We start from the raw sequence: 22281 nt of genomic DNA, 5'->3' as shown, positions 1-22281 counted from the left end.
TTATAACATCCGCTGCCGCAGCGCCTCAAACAAGAGCACGGAAGCGGCCATCGCGGCGTTAAGCGATTCCGCTTTCCCCGGCATCGGAATGATCATCGTATCGTCGACGAGCGCCTCCACTTCAGGAGATACGCCGCGGCCTTCGCTTCCGATCACCATCCAGCAGTTGCCCCCAAAATCATATTCATAGCAGGAGCGGGATGCGGCGAGCGATGTGGTCACCATTCTTGCTCCGCGCTCCCGGGCTTCAGGCAAAATGGTCAACAGATCCCCCTCCACAACCGGCAGGTGAAACAAAGAGCCCATGGTGGAGCGGATCGTTTTCGGATTGTATAAATCCGCACAGCCCCGGCCGAGCAGCACCCCCGCTGCTCCGGATGCATCCGCACTGCGAATAATCGTCCCGACGTTGCCCGGGTCCTGCAAACCATCCAGCACCACAACGAGCCCCTCCTCATGAAGAAGCAGATCCTGCCAGCGGCGGGATTCCTTGCGCACGACGGCAAATGTCGGCTGCGGCGAAGGCGTGTCACTCACCTTGGCAATGACGGCTGGCGAGACGCCGATCCATTCGATCGCTTGTCCCGTATCCACGGTGGCAGCCTTAAGCTCATGCGGAATGCCTTTCTCCACATCATAAGCGACACATTCGATGTCCGCTCCGGCCTGCAGCGCCTCCTGGACCAGATGAATGCCCTCGATGATATATTTTTGCTGCTTATCGCGATGCTTCTTCTCCTGCAATTGTGCCCACGCTTTCACTCTAGCGTTCTGGGGCGACAAAATCTCCATAGCTGATCATACGTCTCCTTTATTTGGCATACGCCAGTTCAAGCTTGGTCAGATCATTCTTATGACCGACGATAACGAGGATGTCTCCATCTTCAATCCGGTCGTCCGGATGCGGGGAAATGTTCATATCCTCTCCTTCGCGGATCGCCATGACGTTGCAGCCAAAGCGTGCCCGGATATCCAATTCCCTCAGGTTATGGCCAATCATATTGCCCGAGGCCTTCATTTCCATAATGCTGTAGTCATCCGACAGTTCGATATAGTCCAGAATATTCGGCGATACAAGATGGTGGGCCACCCGCATCCCCATGTCCCGTTCAGGGAATATCACTTTGTCTGCACCGATTTTGGCAAGTACCTTCCCGTGCAGTTCATTTCTTGCTTTTACAATAATAACCGGCACGCCGAGATCCTTCAGGATCAGCGTGGTCAGAATGCTGGCTTGAATATCCTCGCCAATCGCCACAACCACGACGTCGAAGTTCCGGATGCCAAGCGCCCGCAGCGCCTCTTCGTCCGTGGAGTCTGCGGATACCGCATGGGTAACCAGACCCGCTATCTCCTGTACTCGCGATTCGCTCGAATCTACCGCAAGCACGTCAAATCCCATTACGCTTAGTTCCCTGGCCACGCTGGTGCCGAAACGGCCCATGCCAATGACCGCATACTGCTTCTTCGCCATGTCAATATCCTCCCACGAACCTGAGCTTTCCTTATATGATCAGTATATCACACTGTCTTTGTTCCTTGTATGTAACTCGGGTCAAGCGGGTACATTACACATTGACCCTGAATAACAAGGAGGAGCATTTCGATGTCCATATTGTTAGATCTAAGGCAGGCCGTCATTCACAAAGTCCATGACCAGGACAAAGACCAGCTTCGCTCCATGATCGAGGGTTCCGTTGACGGGCCGGAAGCTGCGCTGCCGGGACTCGGTGTTATGTTTGAGATGATGTGGAAGGATATGGATGCCAGCCAGCAGGATCAGCTTGTTGATACCATCCATCATCATTTGCAGAATACCACGCCGGGACAGCTTGTGAACGGTGCCGGCAACGAATGAAAAAGGACAATCCCCCGGCGGTCTTGCCCGGGGGATTGTTGTCTCCATCGCCTAATAAGCGATATTACGGAGCCATCTCAAGGAACTGGGCGGTCGGATTTTTCTCCATCGCCGTTCTCATCGCATATTCATTTTCAAACAGAACGACATAGTTGTCCTTCTTGTCCTTCACCAAGGTGGAGTTAATTCGGAATTTGGACGGGTCCAGATTCTCGTCCACGATCCAGCGGGCGAACTGGTACGGCATCCGCTGCAGCTGAACGTCTACCCCATACTCGCCCTTCATCCGATATTCGAACACCTCGAACTGGAGCTGGCCGACCACGCCGAGGATCGTCTCGTCAAAGCTTGTGGTGCGGAATACCTGAATCGTCCCTTCCTCGGTAAGCTGGTCGATCCCCTTCTGATACTGCTTATGCTTGAGCGCATTTTTCACCGTGACTTTGGCGAACAGCTCCGGCGAGAATGTCGGAAGCTCGTCAAACACCACTTCACGGCCTTGGCTGAGCGAATCTCCGATGCGGAAGATGCCCGGGTCGAACAGCCCGATAATATCGCCAGGATAGGCTTCCTGGACAATATCCCTATCCTGTGCCAAAAATTGCTGCGGCTGCGACAGCTTGATCTCCTTACCGGCCCGCACATGCTTTACGCTCATGCCGCGTTCGAACTTCCCGGACACGATGCGCAGGAAAGCGATCCGGTCGCGGTGGGCCGGGTTCATATTGGCCTGAATTTTGAATACATACCCCGAGAATTTCTCGTCGGTCGGCTCGATCAGCCCTTCCGTGCTCTTGCGCGGCTCCGGCTTAGGTGCCAGCTGCAGGAAGTTCTCCAGGAACGTCTGGACGCCGAAGTTGTTGATCGCACTGCCGAAGAAGACGGGCGTTAGCTGCCCTTGCAGCACTTTGTCATAATCGAACGGATCACCGGCCACGTCCAGCAGCTCCAGGTCCTGGCACAATTGCTCATGCAAATATTCGCCGGCCATCTCGCGAATCACCGGATCGGTGTAGCCGTCTACCTTCTGCACTTTAATCGTGGAATGATCGTCCCCCTGGAACAGCTCCACCTGATTCTTCATGCGGTCATAGACGCCGCACAGATCCCGCCCTGAACCGATCGGCCAGTTCATCGGCACCGAGCGGATGCCGAGCACCTGCTCGATCTCCTCCATCAGGTCAAACGGACTCTGTCCCTCTCGGTCCAGCTTGTTGATGAATGTAAAGATCGGAATGCCCCGCTTGGCGCAAACCTGGAACAGCTTGATCGTCTGGGCCTCGACGCCCTTGGCCACGTCGATAAGCATGACCGCGCTGTCTGCGGCAGTTAACGTACGGTAGGTGTCTTCACTAAAATCCTGGTGACCCGGGGTATCCAGAATGTTCACCCGATGTCCCATATAATCAAATTGCATGACAGAGGAGGTTACGGAAATCCCCCGCTGCTTCTCGATTTCCATCCAGTCACTTGTCGCATGCTTGCTTGCTTTCCGGGCCTTGACCGTGCCCGCCAGACGGATCGCGCCGCCGAACAGAAGCAGCTTCTCGGTCAGCGTCGTTTTCCCCGCATCCGGGTGAGAGATAATCGCAAACGTTCTGCGCTTATCCACTTCCTGCTGGAGCTCATCTATTTTACTCATTTCACATATCCCTTCGCACTAAAGTCACGTATATCATTGTACCACAATTCATACGCAAATCATCCCCATACGTAACACGCATGAGGATGATTTCAGCGGCCTGCCCGGGACATGTTTACTGCCCTTTCAGCCACACCACGTTATCTTCTTTTTGCCCGTTAACCGGCCACCAGTGGAATCCGTCTTCCTGCAGCAGCTCGTCGGCCTTCGCCGGCCCCCACGATCCTGCCGGATACATCTCCAGATCCCCTTGCTCTTCCTTCCACGCATTCGCAATCCGGTCGACAAAAGCCCAAGCCGAGGCGACTTCATCCCAGCGGGTGAAATAAGTGGAATCTCCGCGCGCAGCATCATGCAGCAGGCGCTCATACGCCTCCGGCGAGTTGATGCCAACGATGCAGCTTTGGCAGAAATCCATCGCCACCGGCGCAATCTCCGATTCCGACCCTGGCTTCTTCGCATTGATCTTCACGTAGATGCCTTCCATCGGATTGACGCGAATCACGAGCAGGTTCGGCTCCAGCGAATGCTTCTGACCCAGGTAGACATTGGTCGGCATCCGTTTGAACTCAACGACAACCTCGGTCGTTTTCACCGGAAGGCGCTTGCCTGTACGAATATAGAACGGAACGCCGGCCCAGCGGAAATTGTCCACGAATACCCGGGCTGCAAAATAGGTTTCCGTCAGCGATTCCGGATGAACCTTGTCTTCTTCACGATAAGCAGGCAGCTCCTTGCCGTCCGCCGATCCCTTCGTATACTGGCCGCGAACAACATTGTTCCGCACTTCCTCACTTGTGGCATACGGACGCAAGGAGCGAAGCACCTTCACCTTCTCGTCGCGAATATCCTCGGCCAGCAGGCGGCTAGGCGGCTCCATCGCAATCATCGTCAGCAGCTGCAGCATATGGTTCTGCCCCATGTCACGCAGCGCCCCCGCATGATCATAGTATCCGCCGCGCTCCTCAACCCCGACCGTCTCACCGAGCGTAATCTGAACATTGGCGATATGCTTGTTGTTCCAGAGCGGCTCGAAGAAGGCGTTGGCGAAGCGGATGACCTCGATGTTCTGAACCATCTCTTTGCCAAGATAGTGGTCGATCCGGTAAATCTCCTCTTCCTTAAATACCTTCCGGATTTCCTCGTTCAGCTTCGCTGCCGATTCCAGATCGTATCCGAACGGCTTCTCGATCACCAGCCGGTTCCAGCCTGCGCCTTCGAGCATGCCGCCCTTCATCAGATTGAACGATACGCTGCCGAACAGCTCCGGTGCCAGCGCCAGATAGAACAGGCGATTGCCCGGAATGTTAAACTTCGTCTCCAGCTGCTCAGTCTGCTCGCGCAGTTCCCGGAAGCCGTCGATGTCGTTAATATCCAATGATTTATATTCAAAATGCGCTGCAAATTCGCCCCACTCCGGCGCTTGCTCCGGCTTATATCGGCAAAACTCCTGAATGGACTGATACACGTCCTCCCGGAATTCCTCTTGCGTCCGTGAACGTCTTGCCACGCCGATCACCGCAAAATCTTCGCTCAGCTTGCCTTCGCGATAAAGACTGTAGATCGCCGGAAACAGCTTGCGTCTTGCCAAATCTCCGGTTGCTCCAAAGATGAAAAATACCGTTCCCGGTGCTTTCAAAGGTTCTAGATTTTGATTTTCAGCCATGGCTCCTCATTCTTTCTATGTAATATTGTATATGCTCCATTGTAAACACAAACTCAATGTGATGACATTTTAGCATATTCATTTCAAGGATGCTATTGCCAGCCCGATTTTTCATTGTTGTTTCAGAAATACACTTTCAATACTCAACGGTAATGACGGGAAATCCGATCGTGATTCTATTCCATTTATTTATGGAATCTTCATGGACCGCAATCTGCATCTGGATCGGCTGCCGTCCGCTCATGACATGAAGCGGGAGGTCGGGAACGTTATAGGACCGGCTTATTGTCGTTACATCTTCATAATTCTCTACCTGCTGAAAATGAAGCATCGGAGACAGCTCGCGTTCAACCTGAGCGATTGTCTCATGAACCGCCGCAGTCTGCCCGGCATACCCCTGCATCGATGCATTCCAGTCAGCCTTGATGCCAAGCGCCGCCATCTCCGTCTGTACTTGCTGCTGCAGCGCGGTCAACCATTCCACTTTATCCGGCCGTTCCTCAGTCAGCATCACCCTCACATAGCTGTTGCCATCCGGCGTTACTGCCCAGTTCAGAGCAGTCTGGATCCCGCCGATAACCCCTTCCGCATGATACACGTCATTGCCATGAAGCTGGTCTTCCCGGACCTCGGTCAATCCGATGGCCGAAGCGAGCTGCTGGGCCGCTTCCCTAGCTTGTACGAATGATGCATGATTTATCAGTTCTCCTTGCAATTTGACAGTGATCGTCCCGCCTGCTTCCATCTGCCGAGCGCCAAGGTCGATAAGCATGCGCAGCTGATCAGCCGCGTCAGCCTTGTCGCGTTCCAAGCGCTGCCCGGCCTCCGAACCCGATATAACGCCACATCCCGACAGAACGACGACGATACCGCTTAACAAAGATATAATCATTGCCAGACTCCACAACTTCATTCCGAATTGTCTCATGCTTGGCCCCGCCCCTCTTACAATCTATCAATCTAGTAAAAGGTTAGCCAAAGGACATTCGCTTTATACCTTCCCCCGTCCAAAATAAAACAAGCCTAACTCTTCTTCTACATAAAAAAGAACCGGCCTTATTACTCTGCCAGTCCGTTCTTGTAGGCATAAATCGCTGCCTGTGTCCGATCCTCCACACCCAGCTTGCCTAATATATTGGTCACATGAAATTTGACCGTCTTGATGCCAATCACCAGCTCATCGGCAATATCCTGATTCGATTTTCCTTGCGCCAGCAGACGCAGCACTTCCATCTCCCGTTCGGTAAGATCATGATGCGCAGCCGACTCTGTCTTCGGATGACGGAAACGATTCATCATCTTCGAAGCCACCTGCGATTCCAGCACCGATTGCCCGCGAGCCGCAGCCCGTATCGCATCGGCCACCTCGGAAGCCCGGGATGTTTTCAGCAGATAACTGAAAGCTCCTGCTTCAATGACCGGGTACATCTTCTCATCATCCAGATAACTCGTCAGCACAATCACCTTCAGCTCCGGAAACAGCTTCATCAGCTGCCGGGTCGTCTCGATCCCGTCCATGCCGTCCATCACCAGGTCCATCAGCACCACATCCGGGTTATATTCCTTGGCCAGACGGATGCCTTCTTCGCCGCTGCCCGCTTCCCCGACAACCTCAATCCCGTCCTCTGTTCCGAGCACGGCAGCCAATCCGATGCGAACCATCTCATGATCATCCACAAGGAGGACCTTAATCGGTGTCTCCACTTCCATTTGTTTCACCCCGTTTACGTTCTTCGTTCATTAGTGGTACTGTAATTTCAATTCGTGTCCCTTTGCCAGGCGCCGTGATGATCTGCATCGAGCCTCCCAGCTCCGCCACCCTTTCCTGCATCGTTGAAAGGCCGTAGGACGTTTGCTTCTTCTCATCCATTTCGAACCCGACTCCGTCATCCCGCAGCATGACACGAACCGTATTGTTCTTGCGGTGGATGCGAATGTCCATCTTCTCCGCTTTGGCATGCCGAAGCGTGTTGGACATCGCCTCCTGGACTATCCGGAACAGATGGTTCTCGATCCCTTTGACCAGCTGAATGCCTTCATCCATCTCAAATGTAATCTCCATCGGCACCTTGATCCGCAGCTCCTTGATCAGCTCCCGCAGCCCTTGTTCAAGCGCCTTGCCTTCCAGGTACACGGGACGCAGATGAAGCAGCAGCGCTCGCATCTCCGACTGGGCCACAGCGGCCATCTCCTCAATCAATGCCACCTGTCTCTGGGCTTTGTCAAAATCCTTCTCCAGCGTCCGTCCAACAGCCGTTGCGGTCATCGAAATCGCAAACAGCTGTTGAGACACCGCATCATGGAGCTCGCGCGCCAGCCGCTGACGCTCTTCCACGATAGCCGAAATCCGCGCCTGCTCGGCAAGCTGCGCATTGTTCGTGGACAGCCGCTGCAGCGTAGACACCTGATCCTCCCATCGCTTGCTGATCCGGACCAGCTGCTCCCCGAGGCGGCCGACCTCGTCTTCCCCAATATCAGGCATGACATCGGTCAGACTCCCCTTCTCCCAGCTTACCAGAGTTTCTCTCACGAGGTCGAGTCTTTGCTTCACCCGATAGCCTTGAAAAAAACCGTACACCGCTCCCAGCCCGAGCGGCAGCAGCACCAGCGTAATCACCGCTTCGATCCGTCTTCCCCACGATTCAAACGGCTGAAGATATCCATATGTATAGAGCAAATACAGCACCACCAGCATAACGCCAAGACCCAGAAGGGTTCCTTCTCGCATGCTTCGGGTAACCATATTTGCTTTTTTATCCGATTTCACCGGGCAACCCTCCTGATTCTCTCCGCTATGGCGCGCCTTCATTCTATACCTGGCGAATGGTCAAATCTCCGCCCAGGTACGACACCATAAATTTCACTTTATATTCGGACGCTTCATAATTAGGCGACTTCCAGCGTACCCGGTTCATCAGACCCGTTTCCTTCCGTCCGTCAAAATCAATCGAACCGAACAAAATAAAACCCTCGATCTCCACGCCATAATAGTCTGGGATGACAAGATCAATATCGCCAAGCATCCCGTAGAACATCATGACGGTGTGCCGCTCCTCGGGCAAGGCAAGCGTCAGATCAACGTCGGCTTCGCCGAGCACATGCCATATGCTATGGCTCCGCATCACCCACGGGGCCCGGTCCCAATCAAAATTGGACATGAAGTTCTGTTTCTGAATATAACCATCCGTCGTATGCGCCTTGCTGGACTTCCGATAAAATATCCCGAGCGATACAAGACCGATCCCAATGATAAGCATCAGGTGCTCAAGCATCACCATAATGGCCCCGACCGCAAGCAGAATATATCCCTTCTTCACCTGACCGTCCCGAATTTGCAGCACGCCAGCAAAGATTAATAAAAGGGCGACAATCGTAAAGAAACCAAACCATTGGCCAAACAGCATGATGAAGCCCAGGAAGATTAATCCAACGGCAATCCAGCGGTTTCTATCCATGTCGCACCTCCTCAAGGATCATGATGATAAGCTTGCAAAAGCCATAAAGCGGGCCTTGGGCCCACCGTATGGCTTTGCTTGGAACATCCTTAGCATATCCCATTGCTATAGCATATCACATGAATCTAGATTTTCGAATAAGATCGGCACTTGTAAGGGTGAAATAATGCTTACTCCGGTTTGGAGCTGTCATTCATTTTGTTCTTCAGTGCCTGAAGCTGTTCTTCAACTTTCAGCTGCTTTTCAGCATCTACAGGGCTAGTGTAGGAGGAAGCGCCTGTTGGGCGGTACGGAGCCCGAAGCACATCCGCCTCGGCTTCCATCTCCATAATCTTCTCTTCCATACGGTGGAAGCCCATCGAAGCGCTGCCGCTTTCGATTGTGTGCAGACTGCTGATCTGGGACATCTGCTTCTTCGCTTTGGCCATTTGGGCACGAGCGACAAGCTCATTGCGCTTGTTGCGCATTTTATAGAACTCATCCTTCATTTGATGCAGCTGGTCCACCAGCTCTTTGGCTTGGCTTTCGGCCTGCATGTGCAGCTCCACATACTCGGTTACTTTTTGATCGAAGTATATTTTCTCTTCCAGCAGCTTGCGCGCCACTTCCTCCTGACCGTTCTTCAGTGCCAGCTCAGCCTGGGCTTCGCGCTGCCCTGCCATTTTTACCGCTTCGTCCACACGATGCTTCATCCGGCGCTCATTCGCCATTTGCTTCGCAACCGTAACCTCAGCCTCGTGAATTTCTGCCTCCATGTCGCGCAGATACTGATTCAGCATTACAATCGGATCTTCTACTTTATCCAGCAGATCATTTACGGACGCCTTCGTCATGTCTTTAATTCTTTTAAATACTCCCATTGTTATTTATCTCCCTTCTCATAGTTCGAAAGTTTTTTCTTAAGTTCCTCAATTTCCTTCTGCAAAGCCTTCTTCTCGATATCTTTCATCATGGCGTCCAGATCGGAGTCATCCGACTGGGCTCTGCCGCCTCTCGCGTCGTAACTGTCATCGTAGCGGGCATCACGTTCAGGACGATCATATCTCGGACCGTATCCGCCGCGGTTGCCCCGAGGACGGTCGCGATCATAACTGTCACGATAGTCTCTGTAGCGGTCGCCGCGCGCCCCGTCATTATAGCGGTACCCGCCGTCATAACCGCCAGGACCACCATATGGGTCGCGGTAGTACGGTTCCTTCGGAACGACCAGCGATGCAATCAGGTAGATCAGTAACGTTGTACCGCCTGTGAAGAAGATACTGATGACGAATATGAAACGTAGTAGTGTTGATTCTACACCGAAGTAATCGGACAGCCCGCCGATCAACCCGGTGAACATTTTATCTCGGGTGGAACGGTACAATCTGCTCATGCTTACTCCTTTCCGCTGTTATCCAGCTTTTGCTTCAACCGGGCAAGCTCCTTCTCAAGCGTCGAGGAGACAGAGTGAGCTGCCTGATCCAAATATTCCGATCCCATCCGGCGCACATCCCGCAGGCTCTTGGCTTCAAGCTCCCAATCGGTAATGCGGTCCTCCAGCCGATTGAACATCTTCGGCACATCGTGCCCGCCGCCATACGCTCCAGTACGTTCGTTCATCTTCTGCTGGAGTCGAAGCGTCTCCATCCGGGCTACATAATATTGACGTTTGCTGTACACCGTCTGGTACTCCATCCGAAGCTCGCCGAGCTGTTCCTCAATCTCTCTCAAGGATTCCAGACTTGCGTCCAGGAGGCCCTGATACTGCTCGATTTTCTCTTCATAGATGAGCTTCTCTTGCAGCGCCAGCTTAGCCAGGTGCTCCTCGCCCGCCTTCAGTGCAAGCAGCGCTTGCTCCTCCCGCTTGTACTTCATCGTCTCCGCTTGATCCACCTGCTGCTTCAGCTGACGGGCATGTGTCTCGCACTGGCGAACCAGCTTTTCGGCTTCGGTAATGTCTTCTCTTGTCGTGTGCAGGAACTGGTCAATCAAGCGAACCGGGTCCTGACTCTGCTCTAGCTTTTCGTTCAATGTTGCTACCGTTATGTCTCGAATACGGCGAAAAACGCTCATATTGGATTGGCCCTCCTCTTCTTACAAATTACTCCGCGCTTTCGCAGCTGGAGGCTGTCGTTATGTCATGCGTTCAGTAACGCGTTCTTCCGTTTCTCAATCTCGAAATTCCGTAGAGGATCAAAAGTATACCGAATATCGGGCCGATCACCCAGGAAAGTTTACCCATCAGCCAGATCACACCGATGATCAGGATGATCCATCCAATAAAATTGTTGCCGCGGCGGATGCCGTAATACCCGAGTGCGATCATCATCACCGGTACCAGAAGACTGAACAGCCATCCAAGCAGCGGACCGAATACGCCGAGAAGAATCAACACTCCAATTCCTATCAAAAGTATGCTCAGCCCGTTCCCTTTCGTTTGCCTCATATGTTCACCACCTTCCGAATTCATTATCGTGTTTCACCTTATGACTCTATTTTAGGTAAATCCGCATTGAATCAAAACGGACCGGGGACGGTTTTTGATCCTAGACCTAAGGCGGGGATGGCTTTGGACCCCAGACCAAGCATTTAATTAGCCCTGTGACGTTACCCCCTGGAGCAACTGAACGAGTAACGACAACTAGCCTGCTGAATCATCAGCAAGCTAGTTGTCGTTCACAAGCACGCGATTATCTACGAAACAATCAAACGGCTTTTTACTCGTTTAAATAAATTGTCACTTTGTTCTGGATCAGCTTTGCTACTTCTTCAGCCGTTTTGTTTCCGCTAAAATAGGCCATCGATTCTTCTCCTACGATAGAAATCACCCGACCATCCGCTTCCGAGTAATTATCCGCTGCATCAATGAACTCCTTGAACCTTACAAATTCATCATCCGATACTTTAGGTGTTTTCCCGTCGGGTGTCTTATACGTTCCGCTTTTCACTTGTTCCTGAATGTCATTAAGCTGTTTCTCGTTCACGGATTTCAGCAGTGAAAACCCTTGCCGTTCTTGAAGAGACTGCCCTTCTTCGGATAGCATGAATGAAATAAACTTCCAGGCCTCTTCCTTCACTTGCGAGTTGGCTTGAATGGCGAACTGGGATGAGAGAACAATTCTTGTTCCGCCGGTTTGTTCCGGTTTTTGCAGTAACCTCGGATTGGGGAAGTATGCATGCAGATCATTGATAAAATCTGCTGGTGATCCCAAAACCGTCGAATAGAACATTTGCTTGCCTACATCCGCCGATTCGGAAGTCATGACCTTATGATCATACATCTCTTTAATTTGTTTCATCGCATCCAGGAATAACGGTGAGTCGAATATGGCCGTCTTCCCTTCGGTATCCACAAACTCGGCATACCTGTCCACCATCAATTCTTGCATGCGGAAATCAGGCGCTTCATTCGCCATGGCATACCGACGTTCTGCACCGTTCGCCCCCAGCTCCTTCGATATCTCCTCAAACTCCTTCCAAGTCCAATGCTTATCGTCGATACTTGTCATCTCAAGAATATCTCCATCACCTACAAACGCTCGCAGTCTAAATCCGAAAGGCATGGCGTACAGACCATCATCTGACTTAATGGCATCCATAATGTTTATTTGCCACTCGCTTTTGTTTAGCGTTTCGTCCTGCTCTATGAAACCATCCATATTCAGGAGAAGGTTCTTATTCACATAATCTTTAACAGGCAAACCGTTTGTTTCAAAAATATCCGGACCCTTGCCCGATAGTATTTCTGTACTTGTTGCCTTCTGGTATTGCTCATAATCTTCTATAACCTTAATTTGCAAATCGATGTCCGGATACTTCTCCTCGAACTTTTTTTCTGCTGTCTCGTATAGGGGGCTGGCCTGCTGCACAGATAAAGTAACGACGGTCTTTCCCTCCTGATTCACGGGGCGCTCCGGGCTTTCCGCTTGTTCGCCGCCTCCGGAACTGCATGCTGTCATCAGCACAATTAACATTATGGTAGTGATTATATATAGCCGCTTCTTCATCGAATGAATTCCTCCTGTCATTTTCGGATCGTTACTGCCTTATTGCAGGCGAACTCGGTTTCCATCCTGCAAAGGCTCACTGCTTTCCAGTATCACAAGATCGCCCTCATAGAGACGATCGGATTGAATCACCGTTAGATTGTCATTCCTTTCAGTAGACTGAACATGCACTTTGCGGGCAACAAACTCATTTCCCAATGGACCTCTCTGCTCGTCGATTGTATATATAAACAGCCCGTCACGATCCCGATGAATGGCCTCGCCCGAAACGACCAGTCCTTCCAGGCGGGAGCGTTTCTCGATGTTGATCCATGCTTGCTCACCCCCTTTCAGTTCAGGATCGATGACCTTGATCCGAAGCAGCGTCCGAGGAACCGTTCGGGTCAAGTCCGCTACTTCTCCGAACTCGGATGTGCTCTCTATTCTCGGCTCAGCGTCCTTCATCTCGGTAATCGTACCCTCGATGATGCGGCGCTGTTGTTCCTGAACGGTGTGTATTTCAACCTCTGCCTTCGCTCCGACCATGATTCCCAATTGATTCAACAGCGCGGAGTCGGCGGGAATATCCAACCTATAGCCCTGACTGTTATTAGTGATCACAACATCCGCTTCTCCCGATGATGCCATTCCTTCGATGGCATTCAATTGTGTTACGATGCCGTCGAACGGTGCGGTCAGTTCTTGTCCGCTTCTCAAATCGTCTCTCAGCTGGTTGATTTTTCGTTCCTGCATTTCCAGATCAAGCTTAAGCGATTCAATTGCCCGTTCTGTGCTGCGAATGCCAAGCTCATCCTCTTCCCATGTCGATTGAATGAACTGATCATGTAGATTTTCCAGCTCTATATTCATCTTCTTCAAGTTGACGATTTCATTATCTAATTCTCGTTGGGCGGCTTTGCTGTCGTACTCAATAAGCCTTTGTCCCTTCTTCACGAGGTCTCCTTCATTGACCACAATCTTTCGAACGCTCCAGCCGGCGGGATTCGTTAAACGCTCTTCGGTGATCGGCTGCAACATGCCACTGCCCTCGACCGTAAACATAAGACTCCCGTTTGCCAGCGCCTCCGTTCTCACTTTCGGCAAAGTCAAGGATTGGAGTGTGTTGCTGAAAAACGTAAGGAATACGAGCACTCCCATAAAGATCATGGACACGATTTGAATCATTCGTTTGCGATTTCGATCATCCTGCCTGTTTACGAACTCCATATCCGCTCGTTCTCCTCCTAATCACTTTCTCATTTAAATCAGCCCTTGATGCCGGACAATTGAACACCTTTAATGAAATAGGTTTCCGCATACAAAAATAACAGCACCATCGGAGTCATGTAGAGCACGGACGCGGCGAAGGCAATCCCCGGTTCATCATTGATTCTCGATAAATACACGGATAGCGGCTGTCTGAATGGATCGTCCAAAAAAATGAGAGGCTGCTCCACCATGTTCCAATAATCGACAAATAAGAGAACAACAAGCGAGGCCAAACCCGATTTCACCATGGGGACGATGATGGTGAAGAAAATCCGCAAATGGCCTGCTCCGTCAATCTTCGCCGCTTCGATGTAGGCATACGGAATATGCAGCATGAATTGCCGCAGCATAAATACACCGAAAGCTGAGAAAATGCCGGGCCATATAATGGCACTGGCACTATGCAACAATCCCAACTTGTCCGCCATAATGTAGTTCGGTACGAGTGTCACCTGAAACGGCATGAGCATCGTTATGACATAGACAAGAAACCACTGGTCCCGACCGGGGAACCTCAGTTTGGAGAATGCATAAGCGGCAAGCGCCGCTACCAGGATTTGTCCTGCAATGATCGGTACCACTAAAAATACCGAATTCCAGAACATCTTCAGATATCTCGGGCTGCCTATCAGGACTTTCCCATACTGCTCCATGGTTACTTGGTCCGGCAGCAATTTTAGATTCGCAAAAGCATTTTTATCCCTTGATGCCGGTTCATTCATCTGCCCGATGGGCCCATAATTTATTGCGATCTCCTGTGCTGTCATGAACGAATTGATGAACGTAATTACAATCGGAAATAAGAATAGAACCGCAACTGTGACCATGAGGACCGTAAGTCCGATTTTTTTGCAATACCTAAAAACAATGTTCAATGACTCCACCTCTATTCCATGAACTGCCGATATCGGCGTTCAAGCGCAAACAATCCCATGACGATCAGAAGAATACAACTGGCCATGATCGTCGCGGCGGCAGTCAGCTTCTGAATATCCAATGACGTGAACATGTTGTTCATATAATGCTGCATCATGTAGATACTGTCATGCGGATAATCACCCGCGATCAAATACGTTTCCCGAAATACTTTGAACGAGTTCATGATCGACAGGATAACAACAAAGAACATCGTCGGTGTGAGATAGACAAGGGTTATGCTGCGGAACTGTCGCAAACGCCCCGCTCCTTCCATTTGGGCGGTTTCATAGTAATCCTTCGGTATTAGCTGCAACCCTGCCAAAAATAAAATGACGTTATAGCCGATGTTCTTCCATAAATACACAACAATGATGACGTACCGGGCTGCCTCGGTCTTCATCCAGTCCACGCGGTGCATTCCGAAGCCACTCATCCATGCGTTCACAGATCCGTTCCAATCAAACAGCATCTGCCAGATGAACACAATCGAGGCGACGGGAACGACAAGCGGCAGAACATAGGCGGTCCGCAACCATTTTCGCAGATATAGGTTCGAATTCAGCATCCATGCCAGACCTAACGATAGTACGAGATTAAGCGGAACACTCACCGCGCTGAAATAAAGCGTATTGAATGCCGCCTTACGGAAGGAGCCGCTGGCAAACAATTCGCGGTAATTGTCCCATCCCGTAAAATGGCGATCTAACGAGCTGTCCGCAAAGGAATAGAACACTCCCATAACAAACGGAATCAGGTAGAACAGTGCGAATCCGACCGCGCTCGGTGCAAGAAATAACCATGCAACTGGTGCATCCTTGCGCATCCAGTTCATGATCTTCGTGACAGCGCCAACAAGCGCAAAAACCCACTTATTCATTCTCAGTTTCCTCCATCTATCCATATCTCTAGAATGGCGAAGACTGTTTAAAGAATAAGTGGGGTAAAAATAAAGTTTTTATTAAATGATGGATATTCTAGTTAACCAGATTCTGAAGGTAAGAATTGCGGGAGATGGACTTCAAAGAGCGTACGAATGGAGTCGCTTTGAGCCGAGATCGCGCCTTGATGCTGCTCTACAATATTCTTCACAATGAACAGGCCGATGCCTGAGCTGCCCTCCCGTTGCGTCCGCGCTTTATCGCCCGTGTAAAACATATCGAAGATATACGGAAGCTCTTCCGGGGGAATGCTGTGACCATAATTGATCACCTGGACTACTGCATTTTCCGAATCCGGACGGCATTGAATATCGATATATCGGCCGTCTTTGCCATAGCGGATCGCGTTCGTCAGAAGATTCTCAAATACGCGCGCCAACAACTCTCCGTCTCCCCAAATCATCACATGCGGAGCCACATGCAATCGGGTAGTCAAGCTGTTTTTTTCTAATGCAGGGTATAGCTCTTCATTTAATTGGATGAGCAGCTCGCTAAGATCGATGGGTTGTTTGTCCATCTTCAGCTTGCCGTAATTCATGCGGGCGATTTCAAACAGCTCGTCCACTAACTTCTCCAGCCGTTGCGACTTGGAAAAAGCAATGCCCGTATAGTGCTTGATTTGTTCCGGTGTCAGCTTTTCTCCCTGAAGAATGAAGTCCAGGTAGCCCAAAACGGAAGTAAGTGGCGTGCGCAAATCATGTGCCAAATTCAACACCAATTGTTCTTTGCTGTTCTCCGCAAAGTCCCCCCTCTCCAGCGCTTGCTGCAACTTTTCACTTGCCAGATTAATATCACGTGCAATGTCTTCGAACTCGTCATTAGAACGAATGTTTATTTTACTGTTGAAATCGCCGTTGGCCAACAGGTTGATCCCTCGTGATATCTCCTGAAAATAAAGCGAATACCGTTTCGTAAGGAGAAAGAAGAAATAAAATGAGAGGGGTATAAAAATAATCAAAAAAACGTTGAGGTCCCCGACTTCTCTCATGAAGTAACGGAATTTCGTCAACGGATCTTCAAACCTCGTTGTGTGATAATAGAACTGGAGAACCTTATAAATCAGAAAGGTGATCGTACCGGAGCAAAGTAAGCTTAAGACAAATAGCTGAATCATTTTAAACCGGAAACTTCGGATCTTATTCGCCATTGAACGTATATCCCACTCCCCAGACCGTCTTGATCCATTGGTTTTTATGCCTGTCTTCCTTGAGCTTCTTCCGCAATGTTCGTATATGCACCATAACTGTGTTACCGCCTTCGTAATAGGTCTCTCCCCATACATGTTCAAAAATATTTTCAGAGCTGAAGACCTTCTTGGGGTGGCTCGCCAACAGGTACAATATATCAAACTCTTTAGGGGTCAGTTCAATGGGAGTATTATACAGGAAAACCGTTCGTTGTTCGGGATTGATGACCAGGCCACGCGCTTCCAAAACGGATGTGTTGGATGAAGCCGATGGATTAAACTGCGTCGCGCGTCGCAATTGCGCATTTACGCGGGCGACCAGTTCCATCGGGTTGAACGGTTTGGTCACATAATCGTCCGCTCCTCTGACGAGTCCTGTAATTTTATCGAGATCGGTCGCTTTAGCGCTTAAAAAAATAATAGGCAAATGGTGGTGCTCCCGGATCAATTCCGTCGCTTCGTAGCCATCCAGATTGGGCATCATAATATCGAGAATCGCCAAATGGACCGACTGCGTCCGAATGACCTGAACAGCCTCTAGCCCGTCAGACACTTTGATGCAGCGATAGCCCTCTTTAATTAAATGCAGTTCAATCAAGTCCGCAATTTCCCGCTCGTCGTCCGCTATTAAAATGGTGCTCGGTTTCATCATCCACCTCAGGCAAATAAAGATAATAATTTCTATATTGTATCAGATTTCCCACGACACAGGCGTATCCGGTTTCTCACCCGTCCTCTGGAGCCGCACTCGACGGCTTCTGAACTTGCGGCTTCTCGTCCGCCGGAACCGTATCGGCCGGATTTTCAACCGCCGGAACGGTGTCCGCTGGAGATTCATCTGTGGAAGCATCCTTGTTCAGGTCCTCGTTTGTTGAGGCATCGTCCTCACCGGAATATACCGTCACAATTAATCCGTCTATATTGTTGCCTGAAATCTCATAGTGAAGATTCACCGGCACCCGGATCGTTGTATCCTCGATGATAGGATAGTAATCAATTGTATATTTTTGGCGGTTTACAGTGATCGTCATGGACTTCTGTTCTCTCAAATAATCCAAGTATTCCTCCAGCACAAAATGGTTCTCATACATAATAGCGCTGTGTGGCAAACCGACATAGCGAAAGTGCCACGGTTCAAACTGTATACCCGTGATGGCTGTTTTGTCCTCCGGGTAACGCAAAACAAAACCGTATCTCCAGGCGTTGTCCATCAACCACTTGCCTTCGGCGGCGTATTCCATCTTCCCTTCCGTTGACCCAATATCCAGCGCCAATCCGAGATTGTGCTCGCTGTAGCCTCCTGGCAGCGCGTAGTCAGGGCCCATTTCCTCGTATAGCTCGGTTTGTTTCTTCTTGTCCCGATAGCCGCTGGTAATCATAAACCGGTTAACGTCGTCTTTTTGTGCCGCCTTAGTCATTGTTGAAAATTTTTGTACCAAGAAGGGCGTCAACCGGATCGAATTATCCAGCAGTACGAAGCCGTTTATCAGCTCCGGATGTTTAGACAAATTCACTGCATCGGACGCTTCAGCCACCGGTGACACAGGATGATCCTTATTGACCAATACCAAATTTCCTTTGTAGACCTGATCCTTTGTTACCTGAATTGAATGCATGTTCGTTCTATCGTTCCCATCCTGCACTTGGTGGTTTTCTTCCGACAATTTCTCGTTATCGGTTTTCTCCTTATACTGAATAACGCCATAGCTTAGAATTAATAGTATTACAAGCGCAACAACCCCATACAGCCGTTTCTTCATACTCCGTTATCTCCTTACCCTTCATTCACTTTAGAATAAGGAACAATATTTAAAAAGAAATGGGGGTAAATATAAATTTTTTCTTAAAACGAGATGAGCAACCCACCGAGCCGCTCATATTCATCAGCACCGCCCTCGGGAATGACTCAGCTGGAATTTCGCTCACGAAGCTTCATAGATGAACTGTCGTACTTCGCTTGATAATCCGTCGTAAACAAGAAACCCGCCTCGACTGATTCTTTACAAAAGCTTATTCCCCTATTAACTCTCCCCTTACATATGGCCGGTACAATGGTTTTGTAATGAAATATTTCAAATGATCCATTTCTGAAATTCTCATTACAACAAGTTGTTTGATTAGAAAAAGCTTGGCCGAGCTTTCTATCCACCAAAGGAGTGAGCATGTGAATTGGAGCAACAAAACCATCATCGCTTTTGACCTGGGTTACACGTTGGTTACCAATGATCGAGTAAAGCATTATCACCAATATTTGAAGGAAAAGAACATCGATATGAACGTCAGTGAAGTGGAACAAGCTTTCCATCTCATTGACAAGAAGTTTATGCGAGAGTATCCGAAAGTGATCTCTACCGGCTGGAATGCGTATTTCCCTTGGTTCCTCGGGCTTGTCAATTTCCACTTAAAGCTGACTTTCGACCTGGTGGAGCAATGTGAATTCATCAAGCAAGCGGCGGTCAAGCAAGGCCCGCCATTCTGGAAGCCGTTCCCGTGGACGTTCGAGGTGTTGGCAGCATTGCAGGCAAGATCGTATCAGCTCGCTCTGCTGTCCAATTGGGATCACAGCGCGCGTCCCATCCTTGGGAATCTGGGGCTGACGGATTATTTTGAAACGATCATTATCTCTGACGAATTCGGCTGCGAGAAACCGGACGTGGAAATATTCCGCGAACTGCTGCGGCAGACCGGCAGTCCACCGGAGAACATCTTATATGTAGGCGACAATTATTACGATGACGCTGTCGGCGCGCTGCAGGCCGGGATTGATACGGTCATTCTGAACCCTTACGAGCGGATCGGGATCGAAGAAACAGATCATCCGCATGTGGTGAACAGCATCCGTGACCTGCTGACACTTTTGCCAGCCCGGGAGGAAGAAGGACATGTCCACCAGCATCGGTAATCTTTCTGCGGACAACCATGTCAAAGCCAGAATTGATCGGCAGTTTGAGAACATGAGCCCGGCTCTGCAAAAGGCGGCAGCGTGGCTGCGCAAAAACACGTACAAGGCCGTGTTCATGTCGATCAAGGACATCGCGCTTGCGGCGGAAGTGAGTGACGCGACAGTACACCGGCTCTGCTCGGTATTAGGCTACTCCGGCTTTAATGAACTGAAGAAGGACCTCAAGGCGGATGAACTCTCGCTTCGAACGCTCAGAAGATTGGAGAAGAATCTTGAGGCACCTCCCTCTTCCTTCATGCAAAAAGCCATCGAGATCGAGCTGCAGAACCTTCAGCAGACCTTCACACCCGAGCTGGAGTCATCGCTTCACGAAGCAGCCGATATGCTGATCAGCGCGCGCAGAGTCTATGTTGTCGGGTGGCGCATGACATTATCCGTCGCTCATTCACTGTACTACCAGCTCCATCTTGTGTTTGGCAATGCGGTGCTCATTCCATCGGCAACGGAGATCACCGAGCATCTGGCATTTATCGGGGAAGACGATGTGCTGCTGGCCATGCATTTCCCCCGCTATTCACGCATCATTACCCAAACTGTCGACGAAGCCAAGGAACTTGGAGCCCGCTGCATTATAATGACCGATTCGCCGCTGGCCCCCTCATTCTCCCGAAGCGATGCGGCCCTGGTCGCCGCAACCGACTCGCCCGGATTTCTGGATTCATATGTAACACCGCTGCTCATCAGCCAATTGCTCATTCAGCTTATCGCGTTGAAACAGCCGGACCAGATCAAGGCCCAGCTGCGCAAACAGGAGCAATTGTTCGAAGATTTCGGTATGTTCCGCCCATAAGGAAAAAGCCAAACGAACGTAATCACAAGGAGGATATGGACATGAAACGTAATCTGAGGATGATGCTGTTCATCACTTTGTTAACCTTGGCTGGATTGATTACAGCCTGCGGCACTGGCGACACCAACAACAACGCATCGGGTGGCAATAACCCCGTCACGAGCAACAATGGCGCTTCTTCCGATTCCTCGAACAATGATAACAGCAGCAGCGGAAGTCAAAGCGGAGGCAGTCTCGTCTATGCGATGGCCAACGATGTGGACGGGCTTGACCCGCAGCGCACCGTATCCGCCTCCACTTTCCTCGTCACGCATAATTTGTTCGAAACGCTGATCTCCGTCACGCCGGAAGGCGAACTCGTTCCCCAGCTCGCCACTTCCTGGGAGCCGTCCGAAGACGAGCTGGAATGGACGTTTCAGCTGCGGGACGACGCGCAGTTCCATAATGGACATGTCATGAACGCAGAAGACGTCATTCGCTCGTTTGAACGTCTGAGAGCGGCGGACAGCCCAAGAGCAGGCGAATATGCCAACATTGCGGACATTCGTGCCAATGGCGATCATGAACTTGTATTCACGCTGGCGAGCGCTGACGCCACGTTCCTGTCGCAATTAGCCAATCCTTGGTCTGCGATCGTGCTCGAGCAAGACGGCGATGTGATCGGAACCGGGCCGTTCAAGCTTGTACGTTACGAACCTCAGCAATATATTGATCTTGTCAAAAATGAATCCTATTACGAGGAAGGCAAACCGTACCTGGATGAAGCACGGCTCATGATCATCCCTAACGCAACAACGCTGCTCGCCAATTTACAGTCGGGCACAGTGCATATCGGCGGCATCACCGGAGCGCAGCTGCCACAGGTCGAACAGCTGAGCCATCTTAAAACCCAAGGCGCTGCAAACAACAGTGTACAGCTCATGGCGATGAACAATGACCGCGAGCCGCTGAATGATGTGCGCGTCCGGCAAGCGATTGCCCTCGCCGTGAACAAGCAGGATGTCATCGATGGGGCAACATGGGGCTTTGGCACACCGCTTGGCAGTCATCTGCCGCCGCTAAGCAGCTATTTCGTGGACACGCTGGATGTTCTTCCTTATAACGTGGATCAGGCCAAAGAACTGCTGGCCGAAGCCGGTTACGTTGATGGGCTCAAACTAACGCTTTCTCTGCCGGAAGGTTACGACACGCATATCAATGCCGGTCAGATTATCGCTGACCAATTGTCCCGCGTTGGCATCGAACTGGAGATTGAAATTGTGGAATGGGGAACGTGGCTTGAAGATATTTATGCAGGACGCAACTATGATCTGACCGTCATCAGTCATACGGGCCGCCTTGATCCGCATGCGTTCCTGAGCCGCTACCTGTCCGACTCGAGTGAGAACTACTTCAATTATGTGAACGAAGAAGTTGATCAGGCCCTTCTCGAAGCTGCTGTCACTTCCGATGTTCAGAAGCGTGAGGAGCTGTACTCGTTCATCCAACAAACGCTCGCGGAAGAAGTGCCCGCACTCTACCTGCAATCGATGGAAGGCATCACCGCTCTGCATGAATCGGTGCAGCAGTACGAATCCTTCCCGATCGGCATCATCAACTTAAAAGACGTATATCTTGACCAGTAAAGGATGT

The 22281-nt window shown here is 50.6% G+C and carries 22 protein-coding genes and 1 pseudogene; 4 read left to right on the top strand and 19 right to left on the bottom strand.

What is annotated here, in order from left to right; translation table 11 throughout:
- Together MKX64_RS14295 and MKX64_RS14290 are read right to left on the bottom strand one after the other, a co-directional pair.
- Positions 1 to 792 (bottom strand): TrmH family RNA methyltransferase, encoded by a 792-nt coding sequence (locus tag MKX64_RS14295; RefSeq protein WP_095398170.1) that lies wholly within the window; start codon positions 790 to 792, stop codon positions 1 to 3.
- Positions 793 to 811: 19 nt separating this feature from the next.
- Positions 812 to 1474, bottom strand: coding sequence for a potassium channel family protein (locus tag MKX64_RS14290; RefSeq protein ID WP_095264621.1), 663 nt, complete (start codon positions 1472 to 1474; stop codon positions 812 to 814).
- A 132-nt stretch (positions 1475 to 1606) separates the two neighbouring features.
- Here MKX64_RS14290 and sspI point away from each other — a divergent pair, with 132 nt between their 5' ends.
- Complete coding sequence (gene sspI, locus MKX64_RS14285; RefSeq protein ID WP_095264620.1) at positions 1607 to 1858, top strand: small acid-soluble spore protein SspI; 252 nt, start codon at positions 1607 to 1609, stop codon at positions 1856 to 1858.
- 64 nt (positions 1859 to 1922) lie between these two features.
- On the opposite strand, the gene MKX64_RS14280 is transcribed toward sspI, so the two are convergent.
- The 17 genes and pseudogenes from MKX64_RS14280 to MKX64_RS14200 all read right to left on the bottom strand — a co-directional run.
- Entirely contained in the window at positions 1923 to 3500 is a 1578-nt protein-coding gene (locus MKX64_RS14280) for a peptide chain release factor 3 (protein ID WP_095264619.1), read from the bottom strand.
- Between the two features lie 115 nt (positions 3501 to 3615).
- Positions 3616 to 5166, bottom strand: coding sequence for a glucose-6-phosphate dehydrogenase (zwf, locus tag MKX64_RS14275; protein ID WP_095264618.1), 1551 nt, complete (start codon positions 5164 to 5166; stop codon positions 3616 to 3618).
- A gap of 136 nt (positions 5167 to 5302) precedes the next feature.
- Positions 5303 to 6058 carry a YwmB family TATA-box binding protein gene (locus MKX64_RS14270; protein WP_341036367.1) on the bottom strand — a complete coding sequence of 252 codons (756 nt, stop codon included), beginning with the start codon at positions 6056 to 6058 and terminating at the stop codon, positions 5303 to 5305.
- 167 nt (positions 6059 to 6225) lie between these two features.
- Positions 6226 to 6876 carry a response regulator gene (locus MKX64_RS14265; RefSeq protein WP_095264616.1) on the bottom strand — a complete coding sequence of 217 codons (651 nt, stop codon included), beginning with the start codon at positions 6874 to 6876 and terminating at the stop codon, positions 6226 to 6228.
- Positions 6854 to 7933, bottom strand: coding sequence for a sensor histidine kinase (locus MKX64_RS14260; protein WP_095264615.1), 1080 nt, complete (start codon positions 7931 to 7933; stop codon positions 6854 to 6856). Before MKX64_RS14260 ends, MKX64_RS14265 begins: the two co-directional genes overlap by 23 nt.
- 43 nt (positions 7934 to 7976) lie before the next feature.
- Positions 7977 to 8621 carry a cell wall-active antibiotics response protein LiaF gene (gene liaF / locus MKX64_RS14255; protein WP_095398172.1) on the bottom strand — a complete coding sequence of 215 codons (645 nt, stop codon included), beginning with the start codon at positions 8619 to 8621 and terminating at the stop codon, positions 7977 to 7979.
- A 170-nt stretch (positions 8622 to 8791) separates the two neighbouring features.
- The gene (locus MKX64_RS14250; RefSeq protein WP_095264613.1) at positions 8792 to 9481 is read right to left on the bottom strand and encodes a PspA/IM30 family protein; all 690 of its coding nucleotides are present in this window, start codon (positions 9479 to 9481) and stop codon (positions 8792 to 8794) included.
- 2 nt (positions 9482 to 9483) lie between these two features.
- Positions 9484 to 9993, bottom strand: coding sequence for a PspC domain-containing protein (locus MKX64_RS14245; RefSeq protein WP_095398173.1), 510 nt, complete (start codon positions 9991 to 9993; stop codon positions 9484 to 9486).
- 2 nt (positions 9994 to 9995) lie between these two features.
- The gene (locus tag MKX64_RS14240; RefSeq protein ID WP_095264611.1) at positions 9996 to 10673 is read right to left on the bottom strand and encodes a PspA/IM30 family protein; all 678 of its coding nucleotides are present in this window, start codon (positions 10671 to 10673) and stop codon (positions 9996 to 9998) included.
- Positions 10674 to 10746: 73 nt separating this feature from the next.
- Positions 10747 to 11046, bottom strand: a complete 300-nt coding sequence (locus MKX64_RS14235) for a LiaF transmembrane domain-containing protein (RefSeq protein ID WP_095264610.1) — start codon at positions 11044 to 11046, stop codon at positions 10747 to 10749.
- Positions 11047 to 11317: 271 nt separating this feature from the next.
- Positions 11318 to 12607: an ABC transporter substrate-binding protein gene (locus tag MKX64_RS14230; RefSeq protein ID WP_095398174.1), complete on the bottom strand. Its 1290-nt coding sequence runs from the start codon at positions 12605 to 12607 to the stop codon at positions 11318 to 11320.
- Between the two features lie 39 nt (positions 12608 to 12646).
- Entirely contained in the window at positions 12647 to 13813 is a 1167-nt protein-coding gene (locus tag MKX64_RS14225) for an efflux RND transporter periplasmic adaptor subunit (protein ID WP_155618015.1), read from the bottom strand.
- A gap of 38 nt (positions 13814 to 13851) precedes the next feature.
- A complete protein-coding gene (locus MKX64_RS14220) occupies positions 13852 to 14682 on the bottom strand; it encodes a carbohydrate ABC transporter permease (protein ID WP_095264754.1) in 831 nt (276 codons plus the stop codon).
- 59 nt (positions 14683 to 14741) lie between these two features.
- Positions 14742 to 15650: a carbohydrate ABC transporter permease gene (locus tag MKX64_RS14215; RefSeq protein ID WP_155618014.1), complete on the bottom strand. Its 909-nt coding sequence runs from the start codon at positions 15648 to 15650 to the stop codon at positions 14742 to 14744.
- A 101-nt stretch (positions 15651 to 15751) separates the two neighbouring features.
- Positions 15752 to 16858: a sensor histidine kinase gene (locus tag MKX64_RS14210; protein ID WP_095398176.1), complete on the bottom strand. Its 1107-nt coding sequence runs from the start codon at positions 16856 to 16858 to the stop codon at positions 15752 to 15754.
- On the bottom strand, positions 16848 to 17546 hold the full coding sequence (locus MKX64_RS14205; RefSeq protein ID WP_155618073.1) for a response regulator transcription factor: 699 nt from the start codon (positions 17544 to 17546) through the stop codon (positions 16848 to 16850). Before MKX64_RS14205 ends, MKX64_RS14210 begins: the two co-directional genes overlap by 11 nt.
- A gap of 238 nt (positions 17547 to 17784) precedes the next feature.
- A pseudogene (locus MKX64_RS14200) lies at positions 17785 to 18657 on the bottom strand (M15 family metallopeptidase); the annotation flags it as partial.
- 404 nt (positions 18658 to 19061) lie between these two features.
- Here MKX64_RS14200 and MKX64_RS14195 point away from each other — a divergent pair.
- The 3 genes from MKX64_RS14195 to MKX64_RS14185 are packed head-to-tail and all read left to right on the top strand — an operon-like array spanning position 19062 to position 22274.
- Positions 19062 to 19799, top strand: coding sequence for an HAD family hydrolase (locus MKX64_RS14195; protein WP_341036364.1), 738 nt, complete (start codon positions 19062 to 19064; stop codon positions 19797 to 19799).
- Positions 19780 to 20649 (top strand): MurR/RpiR family transcriptional regulator, encoded by an 870-nt coding sequence (locus tag MKX64_RS14190; RefSeq protein WP_095398178.1) that lies wholly within the window; start codon positions 19780 to 19782, stop codon positions 20647 to 20649. Before MKX64_RS14195 ends, MKX64_RS14190 begins: the two co-directional genes overlap by 20 nt.
- Positions 20650 to 20690: 41 nt before the next feature.
- On the top strand, positions 20691 to 22274 hold the full coding sequence (locus tag MKX64_RS14185; protein ID WP_095398179.1) for an ABC transporter substrate-binding protein: 1584 nt from the start codon (positions 20691 to 20693) through the stop codon (positions 22272 to 22274).
- Positions 22275 to 22281 lie beyond the last annotated feature (7 nt).

Origin of the sequence: Paenibacillus sp. FSL M8-0334, from assembly GCF_038000405.1 — a bacterium.
GTDB classification, from domain to species: Bacteria; Bacillota; Bacilli; order Paenibacillales; family Paenibacillaceae; genus Paenibacillus_AQ; species Paenibacillus_AQ campinasensis.
Note: the sequence above shows the minus strand (reverse complement) of the source record. Positions and strands in the feature narration are given on the sequence as shown.

Excerpts from the sequence above, each read along its gene's own strand:
- MKX64_RS14295 (WP_095398170.1), bottom strand. The coding sequence starts at position 792 with ATGGAGATTTTGTCGCCCCAGAACGCTAGAGTGAAAGCGTGGGCACAA.
- MKX64_RS14290 (WP_095264621.1), bottom strand. The coding sequence starts at position 1,474 with ATGGCGAAGAAGCAGTATGCGGTCATTGGCATGGGCCGTTTCGGCACC.
- sspI (WP_095264620.1), top strand. The coding sequence starts at position 1,607 with ATGTCCATATTGTTAGATCTAAGGCAGGCCGTCATTCACAAAGTCCAT.
- MKX64_RS14280 (WP_095264619.1), bottom strand. The coding sequence starts at position 3,500 with ATGAGTAAAATAGATGAGCTCCAGCAGGAAGTGGATAAGCGCAGAACG.
- zwf (WP_095264618.1), bottom strand. The coding sequence starts at position 5,166 with ATGGCTGAAAATCAAAATCTAGAACCTTTGAAAGCACCGGGAACGGTA.
- MKX64_RS14270 (WP_341036367.1), bottom strand. The coding sequence starts at position 6,058 with ATGATTATATCTTTGTTAAGCGGTATCGTCGTCGTTCTGTCGGGATGT.
- MKX64_RS14265 (WP_095264616.1), bottom strand. The coding sequence starts at position 6,876 with ATGGAAGTGGAGACACCGATTAAGGTCCTCCTTGTGGATGATCATGAG.
- liaF (WP_095398172.1), bottom strand. The coding sequence starts at position 8,621 with ATGGATAGAAACCGCTGGATTGCCGTTGGATTAATCTTCCTGGGCTTC.
- MKX64_RS14250 (WP_095264613.1), bottom strand. The coding sequence starts at position 9,481 with ATGGGAGTATTTAAAAGAATTAAAGACATGACGAAGGCGTCCGTAAAT.
- MKX64_RS14245 (WP_095398173.1), bottom strand. The coding sequence starts at position 9,993 with ATGAGCAGATTGTACCGTTCCACCCGAGATAAAATGTTCACCGGGTTG.
- MKX64_RS14240 (WP_095264611.1), bottom strand. The coding sequence starts at position 10,673 with ATGAGCGTTTTTCGCCGTATTCGAGACATAACGGTAGCAACATTGAAC.
- MKX64_RS14235 (WP_095264610.1), bottom strand. The coding sequence starts at position 11,046 with ATGAGGCAAACGAAAGGGAACGGGCTGAGCATACTTTTGATAGGAATT.
- MKX64_RS14230 (WP_095398174.1), bottom strand. The coding sequence starts at position 12,607 with ATGAAGAAGCGGCTATATATAATCACTACCATAATGTTAATTGTGCTG.
- MKX64_RS14225 (WP_155618015.1), bottom strand. The coding sequence starts at position 13,813 with ATGGAGTTCGTAAACAGGCAGGATGATCGAAATCGCAAACGAATGATT.
- MKX64_RS14220 (WP_095264754.1), bottom strand. The coding sequence starts at position 14,682 with ATGGTCACAGTTGCGGTTCTATTCTTATTTCCGATTGTAATTACGTTC.
- MKX64_RS14215 (WP_155618014.1), bottom strand. The coding sequence starts at position 15,650 with ATGAATAAGTGGGTTTTTGCGCTTGTTGGCGCTGTCACGAAGATCATG.
- MKX64_RS14210 (WP_095398176.1), bottom strand. The coding sequence starts at position 16,858 with ATGGCGAATAAGATCCGAAGTTTCCGGTTTAAAATGATTCAGCTATTT.
- MKX64_RS14205 (WP_155618073.1), bottom strand. The coding sequence starts at position 17,546 with ATGAAACCGAGCACCATTTTAATAGCGGACGACGAGCGGGAAATTGCG.
- MKX64_RS14190 (WP_095398178.1), top strand. The coding sequence starts at position 19,780 with ATGTCCACCAGCATCGGTAATCTTTCTGCGGACAACCATGTCAAAGCC.
- MKX64_RS14185 (WP_095398179.1), top strand. The coding sequence starts at position 20,691 with ATGAAACGTAATCTGAGGATGATGCTGTTCATCACTTTGTTAACCTTG.